Source organism: Aminobacter sp. DSM 101952, from assembly GCF_001424795.1.
In the GTDB taxonomy this organism is placed as follows: Bacteria; Pseudomonadota; Alphaproteobacteria; order Rhizobiales; family Rhizobiaceae; genus Aminobacter; species Aminobacter aganoensis.
In genome coordinates, this window is sequence record NZ_LMCL01000012.1 from 33819 (window position 1) to 58373 (window position 24555).

Sequence of the window (24555 nt, forward strand, 5' to 3'; positions counted from 1 at the left end):
TGTTGGTGTCGGGGCGAAGGCGCAGAAATTCCCCTCCACCTTGTGGGGAGGGGTCAGGGGTGGGGGTATCAAGTCCGCGAATGGTACCAAGAGTTGGCTCATCAGCCACCTCCTGAAAATGCCGGTTGGCTCACATTGGTGCGCGACTGCGACAGCTCGTGGCCGCGCCGGCCGATGTTGCGCCGCCCGACCAAGAGTTGCATCAGACCGACCACCGCCAGCATCACGCCGATCAGCACCGCCGAATAGGCGATCGCGATACCGTATTCGTTGTTCTCGACACGGCCGACGATGTAGCTCGTCGACATGTCGTAACGGGCGCTGACCAGGAAGATGATGGCGCTGATCGCCGTCATGGCGCGCACGAAGGAATAGACCAGCGCGGCGACGATCGCCGGCCTCAGCAGCGGCAGCACCACCTTGCGAAAAGTCTGCCAGGAATTGGCGCCAAGCGTCAGCGACGACTCGTCGAGGCTCTTGTCGATCTGCGACATCGACGCCACGCCGGCCCGCACCCCCACCGGCATGTTGCGGAAGATGAAGGACAGCACCAGGATGATGCCGGTGCCGGTCAGCTCGATCGGCGGCACGTTGAAGGCAATGACATAACTCACGCCGATCACGGTGCCGGGAATGGCGAACGACAGCATCGTGCCGAACTCGAAGGCGTTCTTGCCGGCAAAGCTCTGCCGCACCAGGAGATATGCGGTGAGCAGGCCGATGGCAGCCGTCAGCGGCGACGAGATCAGCGCGATCTGCAGCGTCGTCCAGAACGAGCTCCAGGCCGAACCCTTCCAGTGGATGCCGAACTCGTTCCAGCCCACCGCGAAAGCCTTCACATAGTGCGCGAAGGTCAGGCTGTGGTCGACGCCCCAGAGCTTGACGAAGCTGCCGTAGAAGATGGTCGCATAGACGAAGATGGTGAAGGCGACCCAGAAGCCGGCGACGCCATAGACGCCGCGCTTCAGGCCGGTGGGCAGCTCCGGATGCATGCCGGCGTCGCCCTTGCCCGACATCGTCGTGTAGGATTTCTTGCCGAGCCAGAAGCGCTGAGCATAGAAGGCCAGCAACGTGAAGGCCAGCAGCACGATGGCCAGCACCGCCGCTTGCGCCTCGTCATTCTGCGCACCGACGATGGCGAAGAATATCTCCGTCGACAGCACGTCGAAATTGCCGCCGAGCACCAGCGGATTGCCGAAATCGGCCATGCTTTCGATGAAGCCGAGCAGGAAGGCGTTGGCGAGGCCAGGCCGCATCAAGGGCAACGACACCGTCCAGAAGGTCTGCCAGCGGTTGGCGCGCAGGGTCTGCGCCGCCTCCTCCATCGACGGGCTGACACCCTCGACGACACCGATCAACACCAGGAAGGCGATCGGCGTAAACGCCAGCAACTGGGCGATCAGCAGCCCGGGCAGGCCGTAGATCCAGCGCGTCGGCTGGATACCGAACAGCTCCGAAAACGTCTGTGTCACGGCACCCGACAGGCCGAACAGCAGGATGATGGCGAGGCCGATGACGAAGGGCGGCGTGATGATCGGCAGCACCGTCAGCGCCCTCAGCAGCTTGCCATGCCTGAAGCCGGTGCGGGTCACCATCAGCGCGAAGACGAGGCCGAGCACGGTGGTCAGCACGCCGACGAGGACTGCGAGGAACAGCGAGTTCCAGGCGACGCCGCAGCGGCTGCCGCCGGCAATGCAATCGAGGCTCCACAGCCGCGGGCTGGACAGCTTGCCGAGGAACGTCGTCAACGAATAGCTGCCGTCCTCGGTGATCAGCGCATTGGCCAGCATCTGCAGGATCGGCATGAAGATGAACAGGCCGACCGACGCCACCACGAAGGCGATGGTCGAGACCACGAAGACATCGCCCCCAACCGCCCCGCGCGCGGCAAGGCCGATGGAAAACAGGAACAGGAAGGCGAGACCGACCAGCAGCGCGCCATAGCCCATTCCGAACTGGCGGTCGCCCAGTTCGCCGAACAGGCTTTGCAGCCAGCCGAACTGCCAGCCGCGCAAGCCGATGGCAAAACCCTGGAACAACAGCCAGGCGAAGCCCGCAGCACCTATCGCGACCAGCAGCTTGCCGAACAGCGGATCGGATTTTTGCCGCCCCCATAGCAACAGCGGCGCAGCCAGCAGCAGGCCGAGCGGCGCCAGCCACAGCTTCTCGCCCTTGAGATTGAGCACCAAAGCCGGCGCGAGTTTGCTGTCGAGGGGATAACCCTCGAACAGCCAGGACAAGCCGAAGAACCCGTCTTCGACGCCATACCAGGGGAGCACGGCAAAGCCGAGCATTCCGACCGCCATCCAAAGGATGACGGTCGGGTGCAGGCCGCCGCTAAAGTCGCGGGAACGCATCTGTTATTGCGGCAGCGTCGAGACTTCCGTGTCCCACTTCGAAAGCAGCCGCTTGCGTTCTTCGCTCGAGCCGTACTTCTTGAAGTCGTAGTCGATCAGCTTGATCGTCGACAGGTCGGGCGTCAGCTCGGATACCGCGGCCGCCTTGTTCGACGGCAGCTGGAACGACTTCACGTCCTTGGCCTTGCCCTGCATCTCGGCCGACAGCGCCCAGTCGTAGAACTTCTTGGCCGCCTCGGGATTGCGGGCGCCCTTGATCAGCGACATCGAGCCGATCTCGTAACCGGTGCCCTCGCAGGGTGCCACCGTGACGATCGGAAAGCCCGCCGCCGTCTGCGCCACCGCGTCGTGCATGAACACGATGCCGACAGTGGTTTCGCCGAGGCCCGCGGCCTTGATCGGCGCCGAGCCCGACTTGGTGTATTGGTTGATGTTCGCGTGCAGGGCCTTCATGTATTCGAAGCCCTTGTCCTCGCCCATCAGCTGCACCATCGTCGCCAGCGTCGTGTAGGCGGTGCCCGACGAATTCGGGTTGGCGATCTGGATCTGGCCCTTGAATTCCGGCTTGGTGAGATCCGCCCAGCACTTCGGCTCGGGCAGGCCGTTCTTGGCCAGAAGGTCCTTGTTGTAGCCGAAGCCGAGCGCGCCCGAATAGACGCCGATGGTCTTGTTGCCGGCGGCCTCGGCCTGCTTGATCGCCCAGTCGTGCAACTCGCCGCGCATCGGCGACATGTATTCTTCGGTCAGGTTTTCCTCGGCCGCCTGCAGATGCGGATCGCCGGTGCCGCCCCACCACACGTCGCCCTTGGGATTGCTGGCTTCGGCGCGCACCTGGGCATAGGTCTCGCCCGAGCTCTTGCGGGTCATGTCGACGGTGATGCCGGTCTTTTCCTCGAAACCGGTCTTGATCTGCTGGCACCAGGCCTCGTCGGCGCTGCAATAGAGCGTCAGGCTTTCAGCCTGCGCCGACGCGCCGCCGGCCATCATCAATGCGGCCAGCGCGGCCGAACGCAAAAGGACAGTTTTCATATTCCAGTTCCCTCCACATAATTATTCGCCGTCTAACGATCTGGTGTCGCTTTGGTCTATTGCAGAGTGAGTGGTTTTTACGCATTTTGCAATCGTGTTCATCGCACTATCTTTGGTGTCATGAACACGATCTGGCCGAAGTGCTAGGCATGGGAAAGACGGTCGTGAGAGGCCGCAGGAAAGGAGCGCCGGGGCGAAAATGCCGAAGGACAAGAAGACCATACGCAAGGCGAACAGGGGCGAGATCATCGCCCAGGTCGCTGCCATCCCGTTCCGCGTGAACGAGGCCGGCGAACTTGAGGTCATGCTTGTCACCTCGCGCGGCACCCGTCGTTTCATCGTTCCCAAAGGCTGGCCCATGAAAGGCAAGAGCGGCCGCCAGGCCGCGCTCATCGAAGCCCGCGAAGAGGCCGGCGTCCGTGGCAAGGCGCTGAAAAAGCCGGCCGGCAGCTATTGTTACTGGAAGCGGCTGTCGACCAGCTTCGTCCATGTCGAAGTCACCGCCTACCTTATCCAGGTCACCGAGGAGTTCGAGGAATGGCAGGAGGCGGGTGCCCGCCAGCGCGCCTGGCTCACGCCCTCGGATGCAGCGGTGCTGATCGACGAGCCCGAGCTCTCGACCCTGATCCGCGGCCTGACCGTCGCCAATCTGGTCCAGCCCGAGGCGGAACTGGCCTGAGTGCTGGCTCGCAGCCTGATGCGTGATACGCGGCTGCAAGATTCCAGTTGCAGGATTGCAGGCCGTCAAATCCGATTGTATCAGGAGGCTGCCGTTGCACATTTGTGCAAAGGCTCAGAAGCGGTTTGACGACCGACCCAAACTGGAGCTGCCAATGTCCGAACTGAAGCCGGGCAGGTCATTCGTAAGCGCCCAGCAGGTCGCCGAACTCGCCGGCGTTTCTCGCTCGGCGGTCTCCCGCACATTCACCGACGGCGCCAGCGTTTCCGAGACCACCCGCAAGAAGGTGCTCGAGGCTGCCGAGACGCTCGGCTACCACGTCAACCACCTCGCCCGCAGCCTGATCCACGAAGACAGCGGCATCGTCTGCCTCATCGGCGCCGACATCAACACGCCCTATCATTCGCGCCTGCTCGACGCGATCACGCGGCGCCTGCAGGCCATCAACCGCGTCGCCATGGTCATCAACACTTCTGGCGACAGCGACAGCGTCGATGCGGCGCTGCGCCAGACGCTCAACTACCGGGCCAACGCAACCGTCGTGCTGTCTGGCACTCCGCCGGCGTCCCTGATCAACACCTGCATCAACAGCGGTCAGCACGTTATCCTGATCAACCGCGACGACCATCTCGACGGCCCCGAAAACATCACCGTCGACAATGCGGCCGCAGCCCGCGAAGCCTTCCACATGCTGCACCGCGCCGGCTGCCGCCGCATCGCCGTGGTGTCGTCGCAAGCAGGCACGCCGAGCCTGGTTGCGCGCGAGCGCGCCTTCGAGGCTGCCGCCGGCGAGGCCGGCCTGTCGGTCACCATCACCCGTGCCGGTCCCACCGGCTACGGCGCCGGCTTCGAGGCGGGACGCCTGCTGCTCAGCGGCTCGGACCGGCCCGATGCCGCCTTCTGCGTCACCGATCTGCTCGCCTGCGGATTCATGGATGCCGCGCGCGTCGAATTCGGCATGAACGTGCCGGCCGAGCTGTGCGTCGTCGGTTTCGACGACATCGAACAGGCGGGCTGGGCATCATACCAGCTGACCACCTTCCGCCAGCCGATCGCCCAGGTCGCCGACCATATCACCAAGCTGCTCGACAGCGACGACCCCGAACCCGCGCAAGGCGGCCGTGCCTGCTTTCACGCCGACCCGGTCTGGCGTCGCACGGTCCGTCCCAGATGATCCCTCGACGTCACCTCGCCGGTCACGAGGTCGACCGCGAAATCGCGTGACGGAGCGCTCGCCAGCCAATCCATCATCATCCGCATGAACGATGCCAGCCGGTCCTGCAGGCAGCCCTCCGGCCACGCGCCGGCGGCGAACCGCGCCGCGAGATGTCGATAGGCGGCGATGCGCAGCGGATCGATGAAATCGAGCGCCACCTCGCGTCCCTTGCGCAGCCTGTACCAGTCGACGATCATTTCGAAGAACGGCAGCGCGCGCCAATCGTCGCCGGCCATGCGGACCGACGGGGCCAGAAGCGGCAGGGCGTCGGTCACCGACGAGGGTGAAGCCGCTTCCGCCAGCCGTTCCAGATCGCCGAGGTTCACGTGCGGCACCAGCGCCGCGAGATCCCTGGGCCACTCCTTGGGCAGGTAGCGGTGCCTGACCATCTCGGCGAGATGCCGGCTCAGGAAATCGGCATGGCTTGTGGCCTCGGTGACGGCAGCGGACGTCCCCTCCCGCGCCGCCTCGACGCGGTAGTACGCGAAGGCGGCGTCATGGCCGGGCACGTCGGCGACGACCACCGTTTCGACCTCCAGCCGCCGGTCGTCGATCTCCAGGACCTTGTATGCCGGCGGAAAGCCAACCATCGACGGCACGGCGATGTTGACTAGCCAGTCGTCGCCGTCGCGGAAGACAGCGGTGTCATTGATGTGCAAATGGCCGCTGAGATGCACCTTGATGCCGGTCGCCGCCACAGCCCTCGACGCCTCCGGCAGCGGCGTCCGGCGCAGGAAACTGGTGTCGTTGAGCAGCTTCGCCTCGTCCGCCGAGCTGCCGTTCAGCGGGTCGATGGCCGGATAGTGCGAAAACGCGATCAGCCGCTTGCCCGAGGCCCTCGCCCGGGCAGCAACGCTCTTCATCCAGTCGAGCACGAAACCCTTGTTGCGCGGCATCGCGTTCCAGCCGGCGTCGGTACTGTCGTGATAGCTCTTCTCCAGCCTTTCATCGAGATCGCCGTCCTTCGGCTCGAAAACATTGGCGTCGATCGACAGCAGCCAAAGCCCGTCCACCGGCTCGACCAGGAACGAGGCGTCCACCATGCGCCGGACTGTCCGGCCGTCGGCCGAGGCGATCTCGAAGGTCCGCGCCTCCAGTCTGTCATCGGTCCCGAACGGACATTCCCAGTGCCTGTCGTCTTCGCTGCGAAAGAAGCCATATGCTCCCATCGCCGGGATCGCCGAGCCATAGCCACCGCAGTACATCTCATCCGAAACGATGCGCTCGACGGAATCCCCATGCGCCATCGCAGGGTCGCTGGTCACCAGCGTGTGCGAGCCGTCTGCGTTGAGAAAACGCTTGCTCTGGTGCCGGCCATGGCTGGCATAGAGGTCGTGATTGCCCGCGGTCGCCACGAAACGCAGTCCGAAGCGCCGGGAGTAGTCCGCAAGCAGCGCCGTCGCCGCCGCCATCGTCGATTGCTGGCCGTCGTCGGTCAGGTCGCCCGCAACGATGACCAGCGAGATGCCACGCCGCACGATGTCGTCGAGCAGCGCCTTTGCGGCATGGAAACTCTCGTTGAAGACGCGTGTCGAGGCGTTGGTGTCGGCCAGCGTCCGCACCGCCACCCTGTCCCCGCGCCCCACGCTCTGGCGGTAGTCGATGTCGTGGAAATGCGGGTCGGCAATGACGGCAATCTTCATGTCATTCTCACAGCTGGGCGGCCTCGCCGTCAGTCGTTGTCGGCCAGCGCCGTGACCGGCGCCGGCAATCCCCTGTCGATCATGGCGATCCATTGCGCTGCCTTGCGGGCGGCTTCGACCAGCATCGGCTTGGGTGCCTCGTGCCATTCGTCGCGGCGCAACGCGCGCTGGGTCCGCACATGGTCGAGCGCGGCGTCGAGCGTCGGGAATTTCTCCGGCAACTCGACATGCAGGAACAGCGCGACCAGCGACACCGAGCGGCTGCGGCCGCCGCGGCAATTGACCAGCACATTGCCCTTCTCGCGCCGTCGATAGGTCGCCTTCTCCGGCAGCACCTGGCTGAAGGCGCCGCGCAGCAGGTAGAAACCCGACAACATCATGGTCTCCGGGTTGCCATGGCCGTCGATCAGCCCGAGCTTGTAGTAGCGCACCGCACCCACACCGTAGATCGCGTTAGTCGCCTCGCCTTCGCCGAATGGCTCGGTCGCATAGTTGAAGTCGAGATTGACCGCGCAGTTCACCACGGTGGTGATGTTCTTGTCGCGCAGCAATTCGAGATCGCCCGCGCCATCCATGCCGCCGACATAGATGTCGACGCCGTAGCCGGCGATGTCGCGTTCGATCAGGCTGAGTGCAGGCCGCTCATGGCGCGGGCTGGTCATGTCCATGGATGTTTGGCCTTCCGTTCGTCGTTGTCCGGCCGCCGTCAGCGCGCGCCTTCGAGGCTGATGCCCGTTGCTTCACTGATGCCCTGCGCCACGCCGGGTGCCGCCGCCAGAACCGCCCCGCCCTTGGTCAGGCCGTCGAGCGAAAGAAACGGTGCGACCACACCGCCGGCCTCCTTGACCAGCAAAAGCCCGGCCAGGCAATCCCAGGCATGCATGTGCAATTCCGCGTAGGCATCGGAACGGCCGTCGGCGACATAGGCGAGGCCGAGCGCACCGGAGGCGCCGCGGCGTACATTGGCGCCACGCTCGAGGATGTTGGACAGCACTTCGAGGTAACGCGTGTTGGTCTTGCGGTTCGACCACCCGAACTCGACGCAGGCGGCATCGAAATCGCTGGTCTTGGACACCGAGATCGGTTTGCCGTCACGGGTCGCCCCCTCGCCTCGCCTGGCGACGTAGAGCTCGTCGAGCGCCGGATTGTAGATCGCGCCGATTTCGATCTCGCCTTTGCTGACAAAGGCGATGGAGATGCAGAAATGCGGGATGTCGCGCGCAAAATTTGCCGTGCCGTCGATCGGGTCCACTACCCATACGTCCGACTTGATCGCGCCACCGGTTTCTTCGCCAAGAAAGCCATCGTCGGGGAACGCCTCGGCGATGCGCGCCTTGAGATGACGCTCCACCGCGGCATCGGTCTCGGTCAGGAAATCCTGCGGGCCCTTCATGCCAAAGCCCGGCGTCCTGTTCCTGAAGCCGTCGAGCGCCACGGCACCGGCGGACATGGCGATCTCGCGGCAGAAGGCGGTACGCCGGTCCAGCTCGGCGTCGGCATTCAGCTGCGGGGCGACTGCGTGAACGGTCATGTCAATGCTCATGTGTGGCTTTCGAGGTCAAGTTGCACACGTGTGCAAATTGGTCAACGTTATAAGACGAATAATGTTTTTCCGTTGCACGGAAGGTGATGGCGCCGCACCGAATGCGCTGATGCACAGCCGTGCCGGGCATGATCATGCCGCGCCTCCAGCAACCGAAAGCTTCGGCCCGCCGACCATCGCTGCATCGCGGCTGTCGGAAATTTCGCGAGCCACGCGCATCAGTGTCGGATAGTCGGCGCCCTCGCCCAGCGCGACATAGCCTGGACACATGAAGTCAGGCGTGCCGGCATCGACCTTGCCTAGGCTCAGCGGGTGATAGCTGCCGCCGGCCTGCTTGAGGATGAGCACCGCCGCCGCCACGTCCCACGGGTTGGAGCCGAACCCGGCGGAGGCATCGACCCAGCCGGCAGCGACGTGGCAGAGGCTGAGCGCCCCGCTGCCCGGCCGCCGCAGGGTCGAGAATGTCTCGGCCAGCACGCCGAAATTCTCCAGCGCCCGCTCGCGCCCGTCCAGCCTGAGGTCGCGCGCCACCGGATAGCCAGTGATCAGCGTCGCATGCCGCTCGTCGGCTATGGCGCGCGAACGCAGGGGCGCGCCGTTCAGCCAGGCACCGGTCAGGTCGGCCGAAAACAGCATGCCGGCAACAGGGTCGTAGACCGCGCCGGCGACGATCTCGCCGTCGATCGCCACCCCGACCGACACGCACCAGAAGGCGAAACCGCGGGCAAAATTCGAGGTGCCGTCGATCGGATCGACATACCAGCGCACCCGGCCATCGCCGCTCTCGCCGGCCTCCTCGCCGACCACGACGGAGTCGGGCACCTCGCCCAGGATGAAGGCGCGGATCGCCACCTCCGCCTCCTTGTCGTGTTTCGTCACCACGTCGTGCAGGTCGACCTTGTAGTCGACAGCCATGCTGGAGCGGAACGCCGCCAGGAGCGGCTCGCGCATCAACCGCGACGCCCTCTCGGCAATCGCTCGCAGGTGCCGGGATTCCTCGATGCCGGTCATGCCGCGATCCCCCGCGTCGTCTTGGCGAACAGCGCCAGCAGCCCGACTGGATCGGCAACGACGGCATCGGGCTTGAGCTTCAACTCGTAGGGCAGGTCATAGGTGCCCTTGTCCTCCATCAGGATGTTGCCGCCGACCCCGGCGCGTTTGCCGCACAGCACGTCACGGTCGAAATTGTCGCCGACATACCAGGCCTCGCCAGCCTCTATGCCCAGCTCACGCGTCGCCAGCCAGATCATCTCCGGGTTCGGCTTGCGCACCTTCGCCTCGTCGCTGTGGACGACCGTGGCGAACCGCCCGGTCAACCCATGGGCGTCGAGGAAATCGACATGCACCTGGCCGCACAGCGCGTTGCTGACGATGCCGACCGGCACGCCGGCTGCATCCGCTGCATCGAGCAGGTCGAGCATGCCGGTGCGCAACACGCGCTCGCTCTTCCAGCTGCCCATCTTGCGGCACAGGTCGTAGGCCTCGGCCACCACCACGTCGCGTGCCTGTTTTGGCCAGTCGCCGGCAACGAAATCGCCCCAGAATTCCTCGTGCTTCAGTTCGCGCGGCGCAAACGGCCGCGACATCGCATCCTTCCAATGCGAATCGGCAATGCCGCCCGCCTTGATGTCGGCGGCGATCTGCTCGGCCGAAAGCCCTGATACCCCAGCCTTGCCGAGCAGCCCGTGCACATGCGAGGCCAGCCGTTCGCGCCACCCCGGCACATGCGCCGTCGAAACGATCACGCCGCCAAAGTCGAGCAACAGCGCCTTTGGCGCCGCGAGGGTTCTCGCCGAGGGTTCGGTCATGCCATGATCTCCAGATCGAGCCAGTGGAAAAAAGCGGGACGGAGCCGAAGGAGACGGGCCCCGTCCCTAGCCCACCGGGAAACTATTTCTTGTAGGCGACGCGCCAAAGGTCCTGCCAATCCTGGCGCGCATCCCAGTCTTCGAGCGCCGTCGAGGCGTCGTATTGCTGCAGCTTGTCCAGCACCTTGCCGATGCCCGAAGGCTCGTCTGCCGGCAGCCCGATATCGGGATTGGTCGGCAGCTTGCCGTCCTTTACCTGCGGCGCGATGCCTTCTTCGGTCAGGATGTAGTGGATGAACAGCTTGGCGGCGTTCGGGCTCTTGGTGCCGGTGGCGATCAGCCCGAGCTTGACATAGGTCCAGCCCGGCCACGGATCGAGGCCTTCGCACAGACCGAGCTTGAAGCCCTTGTCGGCGTTGTCGCGGAACTTGGCCGAACTCATCAATCCGAAGAACGGCTCCTTCTGGCCCGGCGCACCCACGCTTTCCGATATGGCATCGTCCGAATCGGAAAGCAGTGGTGCATTGCCCGCAAACGCCTTCACCCAGGCAGCCGTGGCGCTGTCTTCGCCGACCTCGATGTCCTTGCCGAAATGTGCCTTGTAGGCCGCCTTCATCTTGTCGTCGTCATGCGTCGCGGTCTGGTTGAACCAGTCGGGATAGGTGCCCTTGGACAGCGGATCGTAGAAGGCGACCTTGCCTTTCCACTTGGGATCGGTGAGCTCCCAGATGTTCTTCACCGGGCAGGCGTCATGGACTTCCGTATTGTAGGCCCAGACGCTGGCATTGGTGGTGATCGCCAGCGGGTTCTGGAACTTGGCCGGGATCTTGTCGGCCATGTCCGGCGGCAGATAGCTCTCGACGAATTTCTGCGGCAGGAGCTGTGCCAGCCCGGCCGGCGCATCGGTGATCAGCACCACGTCGCCCTTGACGTTCTTGGCCTGGCCCTCGCGCACGATCATCTCGAGCTGCGCGCTCGCCGACACCTTGATGCCGGTCGCCTTCACGCCGTATTTGGCCGAGAAGTTCTCGGCCATTTCGACGATCTTGCCGGTGCTGTCGTAGATGTTGATCGGCGCTTCCTTTTTCGCCGCCTCGACCAGCGCGTTGAGGTCGAAGGCCTCGGCCCGCGCCGGGGCCGACGCCAGCACCGCTGCCGCCATCATGCCCGCCAGCGCGGTCGTTGCGAGTGCAACTTTCCTGCTCGTTCCAAATGCCGGCTTCATTGTTTCCTCCCGAAAAATCCGGCTGAAACGCGCCCGGCCGAACGCCGGGCGCGGCAATCGCAAGCACTATTTCTTGTAGTTGATGCGCCAGAGGTCCTGCCAATCCTGGCGCGCGTCCCAGTCGCCCTGGGCCGACGCCGAGTCGTAGGGGAAGATCTGGTCCAGCGCCTTGCCGATACCCGAGGGCTCGTCGTCAGGCAGCTTGGCGTCGGTGTTCGTCGACATCTTGCCGTCGGCCGCCTGCGGGGCGATGCCTTCCTCGGTCATCAGGTAGTGGATGAACAGCCTGGACGCATTCGGGCTGTCGGTGCCCTTGGCGATGAAGCCGAGGCTCGGATACATCCAGCCGGCGAACGGCTTCAGGCCGGTGCAGAGGCCGAGCTTCGAGCCTACATCCTGGTTGTTGCGGAACTTGGCCGAGCTGATCAGGCCGATGAACTGCTCCTTCTGGTCGGGCGCGCCGACAGCCTGCGCCGCGCCTTCGTCGGCATCGGTCAGGAGCGGACCGTTGGCGGCCAGCGCCTTGACCCAGGCGGCGGTCGCACCTTCCTCGTCGGTCACCAGCTCCTTGCCGAAATGGTCCTTGTAGGCGGCAGCCACCTTGTCGTCGGCATTGGTCGCCATCTGGTTGAACCAGTCGACATAGGACGCCTTGTTGAGCGGGTCCTGCATGGCGAGCTTGCCCTTCCACTTGGCCTCCGTCAGCTCCCAGATGTTCTTCACCGGGCAGCTTTCGTTGAGCTGGGTGTTGTAGGCAAAGACGTTGGCCTCGTTGGAGACGGTCAGCGGGTTCTGGTACTGCGCCGGAATCTTGGCGGCGAGATCCGGCGGCAGCCAGCTCTCGACGAAGCCCTGCGGCACCAGCTGCGCCACGCCAGCCGGCACGTCGGAGATCTGGATGACGTCGCCCTGCACATTCTTGGCCTGGCCTTCGCGGATCACCATTTCCAGCTGCGCGGCGGCATTGGCCTTGGTGCCGGTCGCCTGCACGCCATACTTCTTGGTGAAATTCTCGGCCTGTTTCACGATCTTGCCGGTGCTCGAATAGACGTTGAGCGGCGGCTCCTTCTTGGCCGCCTCGATCAGCGCGTTGAGGTCGAACTCCTCGGCCTGCGTTGCACCGGCAAACAGGCCGGCGGCAATGCCGAGCGCCGTCGCAGCAAGGAGCCGCTTCACATCGAAATGTCTGCTCATCTCTTCCTCCCTCTTTCGGGCCGGCTCCATGCCGGCCGTCTTGTTTCCCGATAGTCCTGCTTCATTCCCGGCGGACGGTCCTCCGCCGCCCACCGAACGTCTCAATGCAACTTGGCCGGTCGCATCGCCCGGTCGGCCGCCTCCACGCGCTGGCCGGCCTTGTCGAAGACATGCAGCGCCTTGGGCTTGACCCACCAGGTCACGGCCTCGCCGACCTCGACCTCGGGCGACTGGTGGGTGGTCAAGAACAGTTTTTCGCTGGCGGCGGTCAGCTCGATGATCCAGCTGCCACCCGTGGGCAGGATGCCGGTCACCTCCGCCTTGCCCGACAGCGCCCCTTCCGCAACGCCGCGCTCGGCGTCGGCGAGGCGGATCGCCTCCGGCCGGATGCCGATCGAACCGGCGTCGCGCAGCTCGGCAAAGCGCGTGCCGAGATAGGCATTGACCCGCCGCGATACCTCCGAATTGCCATCGTCCAGTTCGACGATGTTGATCGGCGGGTTGCCGACGAACTGCGCCACGAAGCGGTTGGCCGGGCGGTCATAGATGTCGTTGGGCGTGCCGACCTGCTGCAGCTGGCCCTCGCTCATCACGGCGATGGTGGTGGCAAGCGTCATCGCCTCCCACTGGTCGTGGGTCACGAAGACGATCGTCGTCTTGAACTCGGCATGCAGCCGCTTGAGCTCGGCCCGCATCTCCAGGCGAAGGGCGGCGTCGAGGTTGGACAGCGGCTCGTCGAGCAGAAGCACCTCCGGATTGACCGCCAGCATGCGGGCCAAAGCCACGCGTTGCTGCTGGCCGCCCGACAGCTGCGAGGGATAGCGGTCGCGGTACTTCTCGATGCCCAGCGTCTTCATCACCTGGTCGACGCGCGCCTCGCGCTCGGCCTTCGGCATCTTGCGCAGGCGCAGGCCGAAGTCGGTGTTGCGTTCGATGGTCAGATGCGGCCACAGCGCGTAGCTCTGGAACACCAGCCCCATCTCGCGCCGTTCCGGCGGCACGAACACGCCCTCGACCACGGAATCGACGACCTTGGGCCCGACGCGGATCTCGCCCGCCGTCAGGTGCTCCAGCCCCGCAATCATCCGCAAGGTCGTCGTCTTGCCGCAGCCGGACGGGCCCAGCAGGCACATGAACTCGCCGTCGCCGATTTCGAGGTCGAGGTCGGCCACCGCATTGGCCGAATTGCCGCCGTAGTTCTTCTCGACGCCGCTCAGGTTGATCTTCGGCATGTCAGTTCCCCAGTCCTTGCGCGAGATTGGTCTTGGTCAGCTTCTGGCCGAGCAGCGCGCCGAAATAGGCGAGGCCCGCGATGATGAGCACGACGGCGTTGGCGGCCTGCGTGTAGTGGTAGTCGACCAGCCTGAGCGAATAGGTGGTCAGCACGTCGGTCGACGGCACCGCCAGCACGACGAACAGGCTGAGCCCCTTGATGCCCGAGATGAAGGGCAGAAGGATGCCTGTCGTCAGCGATCCCTTCTGGATCGGGATGACGATCGAGATCATGCGGCGGAACCAGCCCGCGCCGGCGATCTGCGCCGCCTCTTCCGGGTCCTTGCCGAGTTGCGTCATGGCGGCGATGCCGGCGCGCGAGGCATAGGGCATCTGGTCGGCGATCAGCGCCAGCATCAGGATCAGCGTCGTGCCGTAGAGCGCGGGGATCGGGCCGCGCGGCACGGCGAACAGCGACAGATAGGCGGCGGCAAAGGCGATGCCCGGGACGAGATAGGGCAGGAATGTCACCTGGCGCAGGAAGGTGCCGAGCGGCCTCACCGGCGTGCGGGCCACGACATAACCGACCAGAAGCCCAAGAATGCCGGAGGTGATCGAGGCGACGCCGACGATGCGCAGGCTGTTCCAGGCCGCATTCCACAGGTCCGGACTCAACAGGATGCCAGTCTGGAGCGCCACCGTGTTGAGGTTGGTGCCGATCCAGTAGTCGAGGGTGAAATTGTCGAGATTGAACTGGCCCGGCACCCGCATGACGGTCGACAGGAACAGCGTGCCGATCGGCAGGCCGACGCTGAGCACGAACATCAGCGCCGCGAAGCCGGTTGCCGGCATCCTCAGGATGCCGAGCGGGCTCAACCGGTTCATCGAGCCCTTCGAGCCGATGGTGACGAAGCGACGCGCCTCGCGCATCAGCCGGGCGTCGATGGTGATGGTGATGATGCCGATCAGCATGATCGCACCGGCCAGCACCGCGCCCACGCCGACCTGGCGCGACGAGATGTTCTGGTACAACGAGGTCGCCAGCACGTCGAAATTGACCGGCAGGCCGAGCACGTAGGGCACGCCGAATTCGCCGAGGCACTTGGCGAAGATCAGCACCATCGCCGACATCAGGGACGGGCGCATCAGCGGCATGATGATCTTGCTCGCCACTGTCAGCCTGCCGGCACCGAGGATGCGGGCCGAGTCTTCGAGCTGGGAATCGAAGCGGCGCAGCGCGTTGCCGAACAGCAGGATGACGAAGGGCGAGTAATGCAGCGCCAGGATGATCGTCACCGGCAGCTGGCCATAGGACAGCCAGTCGGGCGGCGAAAAGCCAAGCGATTCCAGCCAGCCGGGCTGGCCGCCGACGGTGCGGTTCTTGAACAGCGTCGTCCAGGCCAGCGCGAAGGTCCAGGCCGGCAGCATGTAGGGCACGATGAGGGCTGTCGCGAACCAGCGCCGTCCGAACATGTCGGTGCGGCTGAGCAGCCAGGCCAGCGTGCCGCCCACCAACATCGACAGCACGATGGCGCCCGCCGCCACGCTCAGCGTGTTGACCAGTGGCTCCCAGAACAAATCGTGCGAGATGCGCGAGAGAAAGACGCGGTCGAGATAATACCAGGTCAGCTCGCCGACATCCTGCTTGATGCGGCGTTCGTCGCCGAACTGGACGCGCATCGCGTCCGACAGCATCGAGATGATCGGCACGACAATGAGATAGGCAAACAGCGCGGCGGCCAGGATTCCGATGGTCGTCGTCGGTTCGCGCAGCGCCACCTTCATCCGATAGCGCAGGCGCTGGCCCCGCGTCGGCGCCGCAAGCCGGGATGCCGACCTGGGTGCCATGACTGCGGGTTTGGTCGATGTCTGGGCAGGCCCGCTCACGAAGCCCCCCTCCCTTCCCCAGTCGGGACGGCGCCTTGGCGACAGCCGCGATCCATCGGACGCGCGGCCAGTCCTTCATGCGTTGGCACGAACATGCATTCTCCTCCGCTGGTGCCTGTGGCTGGGCCTGGCGGACTAGGTCCGCTGCTTCCTCGCCGCCCTTGCTTCAGGCACGCCCGCCCTCCTCCGGGCAGACCGGCGCATCGCTGCGCCTGTTGGCATATTCATTCCATCCGCGGCACGTTCATGTCAATCCGGATTCGTCATATTTTTGCACAGGCGTGCAAAACAGCAAAAATTGGATGAAAAGCCTAATTTATTCGTTTGCAATGAGCTTTCCGTCGGCAACGCAGCATGAGATTAGAGAAAATTGTGCACTGCCGTGCAAGTTGAGTTTTCACCCGCTGCGGGCAGCAAAAAGCCCGCCCCGGGAACGGCGCAGCGGCCGACCCAGGGCGGGCCTCGAAGCTCGAGCCAGATATCCGGCGAGCCTACTTGACGATCTGGATGCTGGTATTGGCCGGACCGAAGGCCTCGACCAGTTCGTAGAAATCCTCGGCATTGTCAGGATGCAGGCGCACGCAGCCATGCGACGCCGGCCGGCCGAGCCGGCTGATGTGGTCGGTGGCGTGTACGGCATAGCCGCCGTTGAAGAACACCGAATGCGGCATCGGTGCGTTGTCGTATTTCCGCGAGTACCACATCTCGTGCATCCGCGTCGGCTTGAAAGAGCCCTTCGGCGTGACATAGCCCTTGCCGCCGGTGGAGACCTTCCAGACGAAGGTGGTGTGCCCGTCGATCATGACATGCATCCTCTGCTCGCCGATCGACACCCGGGCGACGATCTTGCTGGCAGCCTGCGCCGCACCCTGCCCGACCCCGAGGAGAAGGGCCGCGCCGGTCATTGCGACGGCCGTGACGTTGATGAACCGGGAGGAAAGGGCGAACTGCATGTCTTGCTCCATCTGCCGGCCACGCCGGACGTTGAATTGATGGGCAGCGTTATGCGCGCTCCATGTTTCGTTAATATTTCGTTTGAGCTATTTTCTCGTTTCGGTTGTGTTTCATAAATTATACACGCCGCTTCAGGTTCTGACCTATCCGCCACCGAAAATTGGCTGGCGGAGAGCCCATGATATCCGTTGGCACCTGCGCGACGGGCATTCCTCATCGCACATCCGGCGAAAAATGGCCGCCACGGCTGAATCCGCAACAGCATTGCAACAATAGAGGCCTGTCAGGGACAACCCGGCGGCATCTTCCCGATACAGCGGCCCGCCAAATTCACTCCCGACGAAACGAACGTTGCGAAAGCAGGATGGGCGCGAAACGGTTGGCTGCAAGATGGTTCCTGCGGGTGGGCGTCGCTACGGCGATACTGTCGGGGATCGGAGTTCTGGCCGACCCGGGCAACGCCATGGCAGCGGATTTGCTGCCGGTGCAGGACATGGCGCCGGCAGACCACGCCATTCTTGTCTTCGCAACAGCATTGTTCGTCGCAACTCTGCACATCGGTCGGGTCCATGGGCGTGGGTGCCTGGCCTGGGTGAGCAGAACCTCGCGCGTCACTCGCAGCGAGGACAGGATACCCGCGCCGTCCACGGCAGGTCAGGCGGCGCGGGTATTCGGTTGATTGCAGGCCGACACCACCAACCCCTGGGACGGAAACGGAACCCACGACCATGAAGAACAAATTCGTCGCATCCGTGCTTTCGGCACTTCTCTACACCCAGGGGCTTCTTGGCTTCGCCGCAGTGGCGAGCGTGCTCCTGAAGGACAGGGCCCACGCCGAAACGATGACGACCGGCATCGTCGAGACGGCCGTACCGGCCGCAGCCGCGCCGGCGCGCTGAAATCTTGGTCGCCGCAGCGACGTCAGTTCGGATTTTCGGTTGGAGCAGAGCCGGCCTCCTGGCCGGCCGCCTTTGTCGGCGGATCGAACCGGTAGCCCGATCCGCGGATCGTGGTGATGCTTTCCGTATCGAGCTTGCGGCGCAGGCGCACGATGCGCGAGTCGATCGAGCGGTCGAAGGCGTCGGCGCTCTCGGCCGGCGCCGCGGCCATGATGTCGTCGCGCGTCAGCACCTTCCTGGGCTGCGACAGGAACAGCTTGAGCAAGGCGATCTGTCCTGGCGACAACTGCTCCTCCTCGCCGGAACGGTGCATCACCAGCGCCGACCTCAGGTCGACGGTCGAATTCTCCAGCACCACCAATTCCTGGGTGCCGCGTCCCCGGCGCGCCAGGAGACCGCCGATGCGCGCGGCAAGCTCTCTGACATTGAGAGGGCTCTCCACGACATCGGCGGCGCCGAGTTCCAGTGCCAGCACCTTGTCGACCAGTTCGGTCGGCCGGCAGATCAGGATGAAATCGGGTCCGCCCTCGCCGCCAAAGGCGCGCAGCAGGTCGCGGCCTTGCGATGGCGTCAGGCCGTCGCCCACCACGACCACGTCGATACCGCGCGCCGAAAGCAACGACTCGGCCTCCCACAGCCGACGCGCCGTGCGCACGTCATGGCCGCGCCGGTCGAGATGATCGGTCAGGTCGGAGGCAACGACCTCCGCTATGGCAACAAGTGCTACGACCGATCTTCCAGCCATGTTCCATCCCGCAGCAACAGTGTCGTCGCGACCATTGCCTGCCGGGCCGGTCTTGTCGCCGCTCCCAGGGGCAAGAAGATGCCGCGAGACGCGCTTGGCCGGGGATGGATCCCCAGTCTGGACGTTCGAAGCCTCTATTCGCCCCTAACCAGGCACAGCGCCGTTAGCAACTGCCCACGCCAAATGATCACTGGACATCATGTTTATACCCAATCTACTTTCCGCCGATAGCGGAGGCGAGACTAAACTGCGCGCTCGGATTGTCATCGTTGAAGATGAGCCCGACCTGAGGGATGCCGTGGCCGAGTATCTCGGCGCGAACGGCTTTGACGTGACCGCCGTCGAAAGCGCAGCTGCCCTGCGCGCCCTGATCGAGACCGAACAGTTCCAGCTTGCCATTCTCGACATCGCCATGCCCGGCGAGGACGGCCTGTCGCTTGGCCGCTGGCTGCGCTCCAGGATGCCGATCGGCATCATCTACGCCACCGCCGCGGGCACCGCGCTAGACCGCATCGTCGGGCTCGAGATCGGCGCCGACGACTACATGGTCAAGCCCTACGAATTGCGTGAGCTTCTCGCGCGCGTTCGCAGCGTCATCCGACGCGTGCCGCAACCCGAGAGCTTCAGGCAGTCGCTGCTCGCCGCCCAGCCGCCACGCCGCACCATCGCCTTCGGCGCCTTCCAGGCCGATCTCGACGGCCGCCTGGTCACCGGCAGCGCCGGCACCATCATCGACATGGCCAAGAGCGAGTTCGACATGCTCGAGGTCTTCCTGACCCGGCCCAACCGGCTGCTCAGCCGCGCTACGATCTCGGAGGCCATCGGCTTCGCCGAAGACCCCGAATCCTCGCGCGCCGTCGACATCCGCATCATGCGGCTCAGGAAAAAGATCGAGGACGATCCGGCGAACCCGAAATTTCTGCGCACCGTGCGCGGGGAAGGCTATATCTTCTCCCTGCCCGGCAGCGAAGGCTACTAGCGCATCGGCCCGAAAATCGGAGTCGATTTTCGGAAAGCACGATGCGCAATATTAGACACTTGGAGCGTCCTTTGTGCGTCTGATGGGACGCACGGCGCTCCAAAGCCTCCGGCCGAGCCAGGAACCGCGATGACCTTGTTGACCGTCTCACGCACCGACAATCCGTCGGGCACGCCGAGCCCCACCATCGTGGCGGGACAGATCGTGCGTCGGCTGCGTCAGGCCCAGGATTGGCAGATCGAGATTGATCACATCCTGGAATGTTTTGCCCGCGGCTTCGGCGGCCATCGCACCATCCTGTTCCGGCTGCGCGACCTGCCCGGCCAGGGCTTCGCGCAGTCCATCGCCGCCTATTGGGTCGACCCCAGGATCGACGCCTTCGCAGCACCGCCGACGACGATCAACCAGGCACTGGTGGAGTCCGACCCGCTGCTCGAACGCCTCGCCGAGGAAGGCCGCCAGGGCAAGATCTTCGCCGGGCTGACGCGGGACCTGACCGGCTTCCTGCGCAACGATTTCGAACAGCAGCACATCAAGTCGTTTCTGTCGGTGGCGGTCTCGGCACACGGCCATCTCTGGGGCACGCTGGCGGTCAACGATTGCATCGTCGAACGCAACTGGAAAGACGACGAAATCGCCGCCCTCGAAATCATCGCCGCAGCCCTTGGCGACGCCGTCGAACGCTCGCTGTCGGAATACCATGTCAGCGAGATCATCCGCCGCACCATGCTGCAAGCCTCTCTCGACGCGATCATGGTGGTCGACGAGACCGGCTCGATCATCGAGTTCAACCCGGCCGCCGAGAAGATGTTCGGCTGGACGCGCGACGAGGTCCTCGGCAAGGACCTGCTCGATACGGTCATCCCCACCTACTACCGCAAGGGCTACAACAACGGCGCCGAATACCTCGCGGGCCGCGGCTCGCCGATGGTCGGCCACCGGCTCGAGACGGTGACCCAGAATGCGGCCGGTGAGATCATTCCGATCGAACTCACCGCCAACGAGATGCGGCTTGCCGACCGACGGCTGATCCTCGGCTCGATCCGCGACCTCAGGGAAAAGCACCACGCCGAAGAAGAGATCAACCGCCAGCGCGAGAAACTGCACCAGAACGAGAAGATGGCAGCCATGGGCTCGCTGCTCGCCGGTGTCTCGCACGAACTCAACAACCCGCTCGCGGTCGTCGTTGCCCAGTCGACGCTGCTGTACGAGTTTGCCCCCGACCCGCAGACCAAGCTGCGGGCCGAAAAGGTGCGCGCAGCCGCCGAGCGCTGTGGCCGCATCGTCAAGAGCTTCCTTGGCATGGTGCGCCTGCATCCCACCGCCCGCTCCGAGACGGACCTCAACCAGGTCATCCGCGCCGCCCTCGAAGTGACCGCCTATGGCGCGCGTTCGAGCGGCATCAGCATCGACACCGACCTGGCGCCGGGCCCGCTCAGCGTGATGGCCGACGCCGACCACATGACCCAGGTGGCAGCCAACTTCCTGGTCAACAGCCAGCATGCCCTTGCCGCCGCAAGCGAGCTGCGCAGCATCAAGGTCCGGACGTTCCGCAATGCCGACGGCAGCGCCGGTTTCTCGGTCGAGGACTCAGGCCCCGGCATCGCCGAGACCATCCGCGACCGCATCTTCGAGTCCTACTTCACCACCAAGCCGGTCGGCGTCGGCACCGGCATCGGCCTGTCCATCTCGAAAGCCATCGTCGACCGCCACAACGGCAAGATCTGGTTCGAGCCGGTGGAGCCGGCCGGCGCGCGTTTCGTCGTCGAGCTCCCTCCCATGCAGGCCGGCCACGGCACGGCCATGGAATCCGTTCCCAAGTCGAGCGGCCTGCGCCATGCGGTCATCATCGACGACGAGCCCGATGTCGCAGGTTCGCTGTCCGACATCCTCGAACTGATGGGCGTCAAGGCGCGGATCGTCTCGACCTGGGATTCGGATGCCGAAGCGCTGCTGGATCAGCCGGTCGACATCATCTTTTCCGATCTGCGCATGCCCGACCGGAGCGGCATCACCATCTTCCGCGAGATCGTCGCCAAACAGCCCGGCATGGCACAGCGTTTCGTGCTCGTCACCGGCGACCTGATCGGCGCCAAGGCCGAGCTCGAGCAACTGCCGCCGAACCTCAAGCCGCACATTCTCGAAAAGCCGTTCAGCACCTTCGACGTGCGCAGTGCCCTGAGTGCAGTCAGCGATCAGGTCGCGGACAACGAGTAGACGCCCCCCCGGGGTCCGCAGCAAACGCGGCACGGGGTTCAGCACAGGCCACGCAGACGCCGACACCCCCATTTTACAGAGCCGACCCCGCCTACCGGACAAAAAAAGCCCCCACAGCCGAAGCTGCAGGGGCAGGTACGCGCTGGAGGATCTGAGTGCGCGGCAGGGAACATGCCACGTTGCGGGGCCGTCGCCCCGAACGCTGATCAGAAGATGTTGGGTGTGGTGCGGAGCGGCTCGGCGCTGGCGATCAGCCGCACCTTGCGTGCCTCGCGAATGCCGGCCTCCTTGGCGATGGCCTCGAGGCAGATCTCGTTCTCGACACCCCAGGCCTGCCCGCGGCAGGCGATATCGGTCTCCGACTGCGGCAGCCGGTCGGTCTTTGGCGTCGTGCGCGCACCGTCCATCATCCGTGGCGCCGAGCCAACCGAGGCGAATGCCGGCCCGCTGCCCGGCGCCCAGGCCATCGACGAAAGCGAGGCGATGACCAGCACCGAAAACATCGCCATCGGGTGCTCGTTCGCACGCTGGCGAAGAGCCAGGCGCGGGCGGCGGTAGATATGCGCGCGCGGCTGGAACTGACGGTCGAATTCGGAAACCTGCTTGGTGCCGGACATCGGATTTGCCTTTTTCGCTAAATTTCATTCCCCTGTTAAAATGAACATATCCGCGCTTTGTAACGCGCGGATGCTGATCAGAAGAGCCTAATGCAACAATCCAGAAACCACAAAACCAGTCAGCAATACTGCCAAATCGGTCACAATGATCCGCAATTTCCGTCACATCGACCAATTGTCTGTACCATTTTGAGAAATGGCCCACGTCACCCGTGTAACAGCTCTTGCAGTGAGCGGACAAAATTCGAACCAAACGAAAGGGCCGATGCAACTGCCTTGCATCGGCCCTTTCGAGTTCACCCGTTCGTGCGGATCGGCTCTGAAGCCCGCCGCCTTTGTCAGCTCTTCAGCACATCGGCCCATTCTGGATGTCGCCGGAACTGTGCCGCGGCGAACGGGCAGAGCGGGATGATCTTCTTGCCCGCGGCCCGCGCATCGTGCACCGCCCGGGTCACCAGCCTCAGGCCCGCGCCCTGGCCGCGGAAGGCATCGGGCACCCCGGTGTGGTCTATTATGATCTGGTCGTCGCCGACCTTCACGAACGTCATTTCCGCCTCTTCGCCGTTCGGAGCGCGAATGACGTAGCGTCCCTTGGCGCCATGATCCTCGAACTCGATCTCTTGAAGTTGTTCCGACATCATTCCTGCTCCGTCTTGGCGAAGAACCGCTTCGCGGCTTCGATTTCATTGGGCCGTACTTCGTGCCCGCCTTCATGCCATTCCAGGCTGACAGTCGCACCTGCGTCCCGCAGATGGGACTCGAGCCGGCTGGTCATGTCGGGCGGGCAGATCGGGTCGCGCCGCCCGGCCGTGATCAGCACGCGGCGCCCGGCCAGGCTGCCCTTCACGTCGGGTGCGAACGGGATCAGTGGATGCATCAGCGCCGTCGCATCGAACGCATCGGGCGCGGCAAACAGCACCGAAGCCAGGATGTTGGCGCCGTTGGAATAGCCCAGCGCGTAGACTTCCGAAGGCTTCTCCGCCTCGACATGAGCCTTCACGAACCCGGCCATCTTCGCCGTCGCCCGGGCAAGGTCGTCCATGTCGTAGACGCCCTCGCCGGTACGGCGAAAGAAGCGCGCCGCCCCCATCTCGGAAACGTCGCCGCGGGGCGACACAACGGTCGCCCCCGGCACCAGGTCCCTGGCAAAGCCGATCAGCTGGTTTTCGTCGCCGCCGGTGCCGTGGAAGGCAAAAACCAGCGGGCTGCCCGGATTGCCGGGCAGCAGCTTGTGAATGTAGGCGTCCTTGCTCATCTGTCCCTCCTCAGTCGCCCAGCGGCTGCAGGTTCTTTTCCAGGTAGTCGCGCAGATGCGCATGCTGCGATGGCAGCTTCAGCGCTTCGCCGAGATGAGCCGTATCCTCGTCGCGGTCGAAGCCGGGCTCGTTTGTCGCCACCTCGAACAGCACGCCGCCAGGCGTGCGGAAATAGATCGCCCAGAAATAATCGCGGTCGATCACCGGCGTCACCTGGTAGCCCGTATCCATCAGCGCCTTGCGAACTTCGAGCTGCTTTGCCCGGTTCTCCACCGCAAAGGCGATGTGATGAACCGACCCGGCGCCCAGTCCCGCTGCGCCGGCGCCCGGCAGCGTCTCGATGTCGATGAAGTCGGCGCCATTGCCATCCTTCACCGCCAGGCGCTTGGTGTTGCCCGACGCATCGACGTCCTCATAACCCATGAACTTCAGCAATTCCTCGGTAGCGCCACCATCGCGCAGCCGGAGCAAAGCCGAATGAAAACCGCGGATCGCCTCGTCGGCGGCCACGCCGCCCTTGACCCACGGGGCGCGGTTGTCGCCCTTGGCCTCGACGAGCGCGAAACCGTCGCCATCCGGGCCGGCAAAGCCGAGGCGCTGCTCGCCGAACTTTTCACCGCGGGCGAGCCCGCTCACGCCTGCATCGGTAAAACGCTTTTCCCAGAACGCCAGCGTACCCTCGGGAACGGAGAACACGGTCGTGCCCACCTCGCCGACGCCGGGGCGGCCCTTGCCGATATTGGGGAACGGGAAATAGGTCATCACTGAACCCGGCGTGCCGAGCTCGTCGGCATAATAGAGATGATAGACGTCGGGCGCGTCGAAATTGACCGTCTTCTTGACCCGGCGCAGACCGAGCTTGTGGGTGAAGAACTGATTGTTCTCGGCCGCATCCCTGGCCATCGAAGTGACGTGGTGAAGGCCCTTGATCTGGTTGAGCATGGTCTCGCTCCTTTCGCTTGCCCGGCCCTTGCCGCGGCGTCGGGAGGAATATGGGCGCATCGACCGGTGCGGCATAGGCGCCGGTCGCAGAATGGTCTGTACTCATTTTGTGAACAATAAAGACAAATCCGTTCACACTTTTTGGTATGGTTG

The 24555-nt window shown here is 64.5% G+C and carries 23 protein-coding genes; 6 read left to right on the plus strand and 17 right to left on the minus strand.

Going from position 1 to position 24555, the window contains the following annotated elements:
• Window positions 1–101: 101 nt before the first annotated feature.
• Together ASC75_RS10210 and ASC75_RS10215 are read right to left on the minus strand one after the other, a co-directional pair.
• A complete protein-coding gene (locus tag ASC75_RS10210) occupies window positions 102–2357 on the minus strand; it encodes an iron ABC transporter permease (protein ID WP_055974087.1) in 2256 nt (751 codons plus the stop codon).
• Window positions 2358–2360: 3 nt separating this feature from the next.
• The gene (locus tag ASC75_RS10215; protein ID WP_055974090.1) at window positions 2361–3386 is read right to left on the minus strand and encodes an ABC transporter substrate-binding protein; all 1026 of its coding nucleotides are present in this window, start codon (window positions 3384–3386) and stop codon (window positions 2361–2363) included.
• Between the two features lie 199 nt (window positions 3387–3585).
• Between ASC75_RS10215 and ASC75_RS10220 the strand changes: the two genes are divergently transcribed.
• Both ASC75_RS10220 and ASC75_RS10225 read left to right on the plus strand, forming a co-directional pair.
• Complete coding sequence (locus ASC75_RS10220; RefSeq protein WP_055974093.1) at window positions 3586–4065, plus strand: NUDIX hydrolase; 480 nt, start codon at window positions 3586–3588, stop codon at window positions 4063–4065.
• Between the two features lie 154 nt (window positions 4066–4219).
• Window positions 4220–5239: a substrate-binding domain-containing protein gene (locus ASC75_RS10225; protein ID WP_055974096.1), complete on the plus strand. Its 1020-nt coding sequence runs from the start codon at window positions 4220–4222 to the stop codon at window positions 5237–5239.
• Here ASC75_RS10225 and ASC75_RS10230 read toward each other — a convergent pair.
• From ASC75_RS10230 to ASC75_RS10275, 10 genes are all read right to left on the minus strand, one after another.
• Window positions 5197–6924, minus strand: a complete 1728-nt coding sequence (locus ASC75_RS10230; RefSeq protein WP_055974098.1) for a metallophosphoesterase — start codon at window positions 6922–6924, stop codon at window positions 5197–5199. The two genes, ASC75_RS10225 and ASC75_RS10230, sit on opposite strands and share 43 nt — an antisense overlap.
• A 29-nt stretch (window positions 6925–6953) precedes the next feature.
• Window positions 6954–7592 (minus strand): dual specificity protein phosphatase, encoded by a 639-nt coding sequence (locus tag ASC75_RS10235; protein ID WP_082496506.1) that lies wholly within the window; start codon window positions 7590–7592, stop codon window positions 6954–6956.
• Between the two features lie 38 nt (window positions 7593–7630).
• Complete coding sequence (locus ASC75_RS10240) at window positions 7631–8374, minus strand: inositol monophosphatase family protein (protein ID WP_244487819.1); 744 nt, start codon at window positions 8372–8374, stop codon at window positions 7631–7633.
• A gap of 225 nt (window positions 8375–8599) precedes the next feature.
• Window positions 8600–9478: an inositol monophosphatase gene (locus ASC75_RS10245; RefSeq protein ID WP_055974101.1), complete on the minus strand. Its 879-nt coding sequence runs from the start codon at window positions 9476–9478 to the stop codon at window positions 8600–8602.
• Complete coding sequence (locus ASC75_RS10250) at window positions 9475–10275, minus strand: HAD-IA family hydrolase (RefSeq protein ID WP_055974104.1); 801 nt, start codon at window positions 10273–10275, stop codon at window positions 9475–9477. The genes ASC75_RS10245 and ASC75_RS10250 overlap by 4 nt, the downstream gene beginning before the upstream one ends.
• Window positions 10276–10357: 82 nt before the next feature.
• Entirely contained in the window at window positions 10358–11500 is a 1143-nt protein-coding gene (locus ASC75_RS10255) for an ABC transporter substrate-binding protein (protein ID WP_055974106.1), read from the minus strand.
• Between the two features lie 66 nt (window positions 11501–11566).
• The gene (locus ASC75_RS10260; protein WP_055975353.1) at window positions 11567–12694 is read right to left on the minus strand and encodes an ABC transporter substrate-binding protein; all 1128 of its coding nucleotides are present in this window, start codon (window positions 12692–12694) and stop codon (window positions 11567–11569) included.
• 101 nt (window positions 12695–12795) lie between these two features.
• Window positions 12796–13926, minus strand: coding sequence for an ABC transporter ATP-binding protein (locus ASC75_RS10265; RefSeq protein WP_055974109.1), 1131 nt, complete (start codon window positions 13924–13926; stop codon window positions 12796–12798).
• A 1-nt stretch (window position 13927) separates the two neighbouring features.
• Window positions 13928–15754 (minus strand): iron ABC transporter permease, encoded by a 1827-nt coding sequence (locus tag ASC75_RS10270; RefSeq protein ID WP_055974112.1) that lies wholly within the window; start codon window positions 15752–15754, stop codon window positions 13928–13930.
• Between the two features lie 530 nt (window positions 15755–16284).
• Complete coding sequence (locus ASC75_RS10275) at window positions 16285–16746, minus strand: L,D-transpeptidase (protein ID WP_055975356.1); 462 nt, start codon at window positions 16744–16746, stop codon at window positions 16285–16287.
• A gap of 179 nt (window positions 16747–16925) precedes the next feature.
• On the opposite strand from ASC75_RS10275, the gene ASC75_RS25950 reads away from it, so the two are divergent.
• The gene (locus tag ASC75_RS25950; protein ID WP_156381192.1) at window positions 16926–17426 is read left to right on the plus strand and encodes a hypothetical protein; all 501 of its coding nucleotides are present in this window, start codon (window positions 16926–16928) and stop codon (window positions 17424–17426) included.
• Window positions 17427–17475: 49 nt separating this feature from the next.
• Entirely contained in the window at window positions 17476–17646 is a 171-nt protein-coding gene (locus ASC75_RS26415) for a hypothetical protein (protein WP_184117369.1), read from the plus strand.
• 22 nt (window positions 17647–17668) lie between these two features.
• Here the strand turns inward: ASC75_RS26415 and ASC75_RS10285 are convergent, their stop codons facing one another.
• Window positions 17669–18391 carry a response regulator transcription factor gene (locus ASC75_RS10285; protein ID WP_055974118.1) on the minus strand — a complete coding sequence of 241 codons (723 nt, stop codon included), beginning with the start codon at window positions 18389–18391 and terminating at the stop codon, window positions 17669–17671.
• A gap of 199 nt (window positions 18392–18590) precedes the next feature.
• On the opposite strand from ASC75_RS10285, the gene ASC75_RS10290 reads away from it, so the two are divergent.
• The gene (locus ASC75_RS10290; RefSeq protein WP_184117370.1) at window positions 18591–19370 is read left to right on the plus strand and encodes a response regulator transcription factor; all 780 of its coding nucleotides are present in this window, start codon (window positions 18591–18593) and stop codon (window positions 19368–19370) included.
• A 129-nt stretch (window positions 19371–19499) separates the two neighbouring features.
• A complete protein-coding gene (locus ASC75_RS10295) occupies window positions 19500–21587 on the plus strand; it encodes a sensor histidine kinase (protein ID WP_055974121.1) in 2088 nt (695 codons plus the stop codon).
• A 206-nt stretch (window positions 21588–21793) separates the two neighbouring features.
• Here ASC75_RS10295 and ASC75_RS10300 read toward each other — a convergent pair whose 3' ends face one another.
• The 4 genes from ASC75_RS10300 to ASC75_RS10315 form a co-directional block, all read right to left on the minus strand.
• On the minus strand, window positions 21794–22204 hold the full coding sequence (locus ASC75_RS10300) for a hypothetical protein (RefSeq protein ID WP_055974124.1): 411 nt from the start codon (window positions 22202–22204) through the stop codon (window positions 21794–21796).
• A 338-nt stretch (window positions 22205–22542) separates the two neighbouring features.
• Window positions 22543–22842 (minus strand): GNAT family N-acetyltransferase, encoded by a 300-nt coding sequence (locus tag ASC75_RS10305; protein WP_055974129.1) that lies wholly within the window; start codon window positions 22840–22842, stop codon window positions 22543–22545.
• On the minus strand, window positions 22842–23459 hold the full coding sequence (locus ASC75_RS10310) for an alpha/beta hydrolase (protein WP_055974132.1): 618 nt from the start codon (window positions 23457–23459) through the stop codon (window positions 22842–22844). Before ASC75_RS10310 ends, ASC75_RS10305 begins: the two co-directional genes overlap by 1 nt.
• A gap of 10 nt (window positions 23460–23469) precedes the next feature.
• Entirely contained in the window at window positions 23470–24402 is a 933-nt protein-coding gene (locus ASC75_RS10315; RefSeq protein WP_055975361.1) for a VOC family protein, read from the minus strand.
• Window positions 24403–24555: the final 153 nt, after the last annotated feature.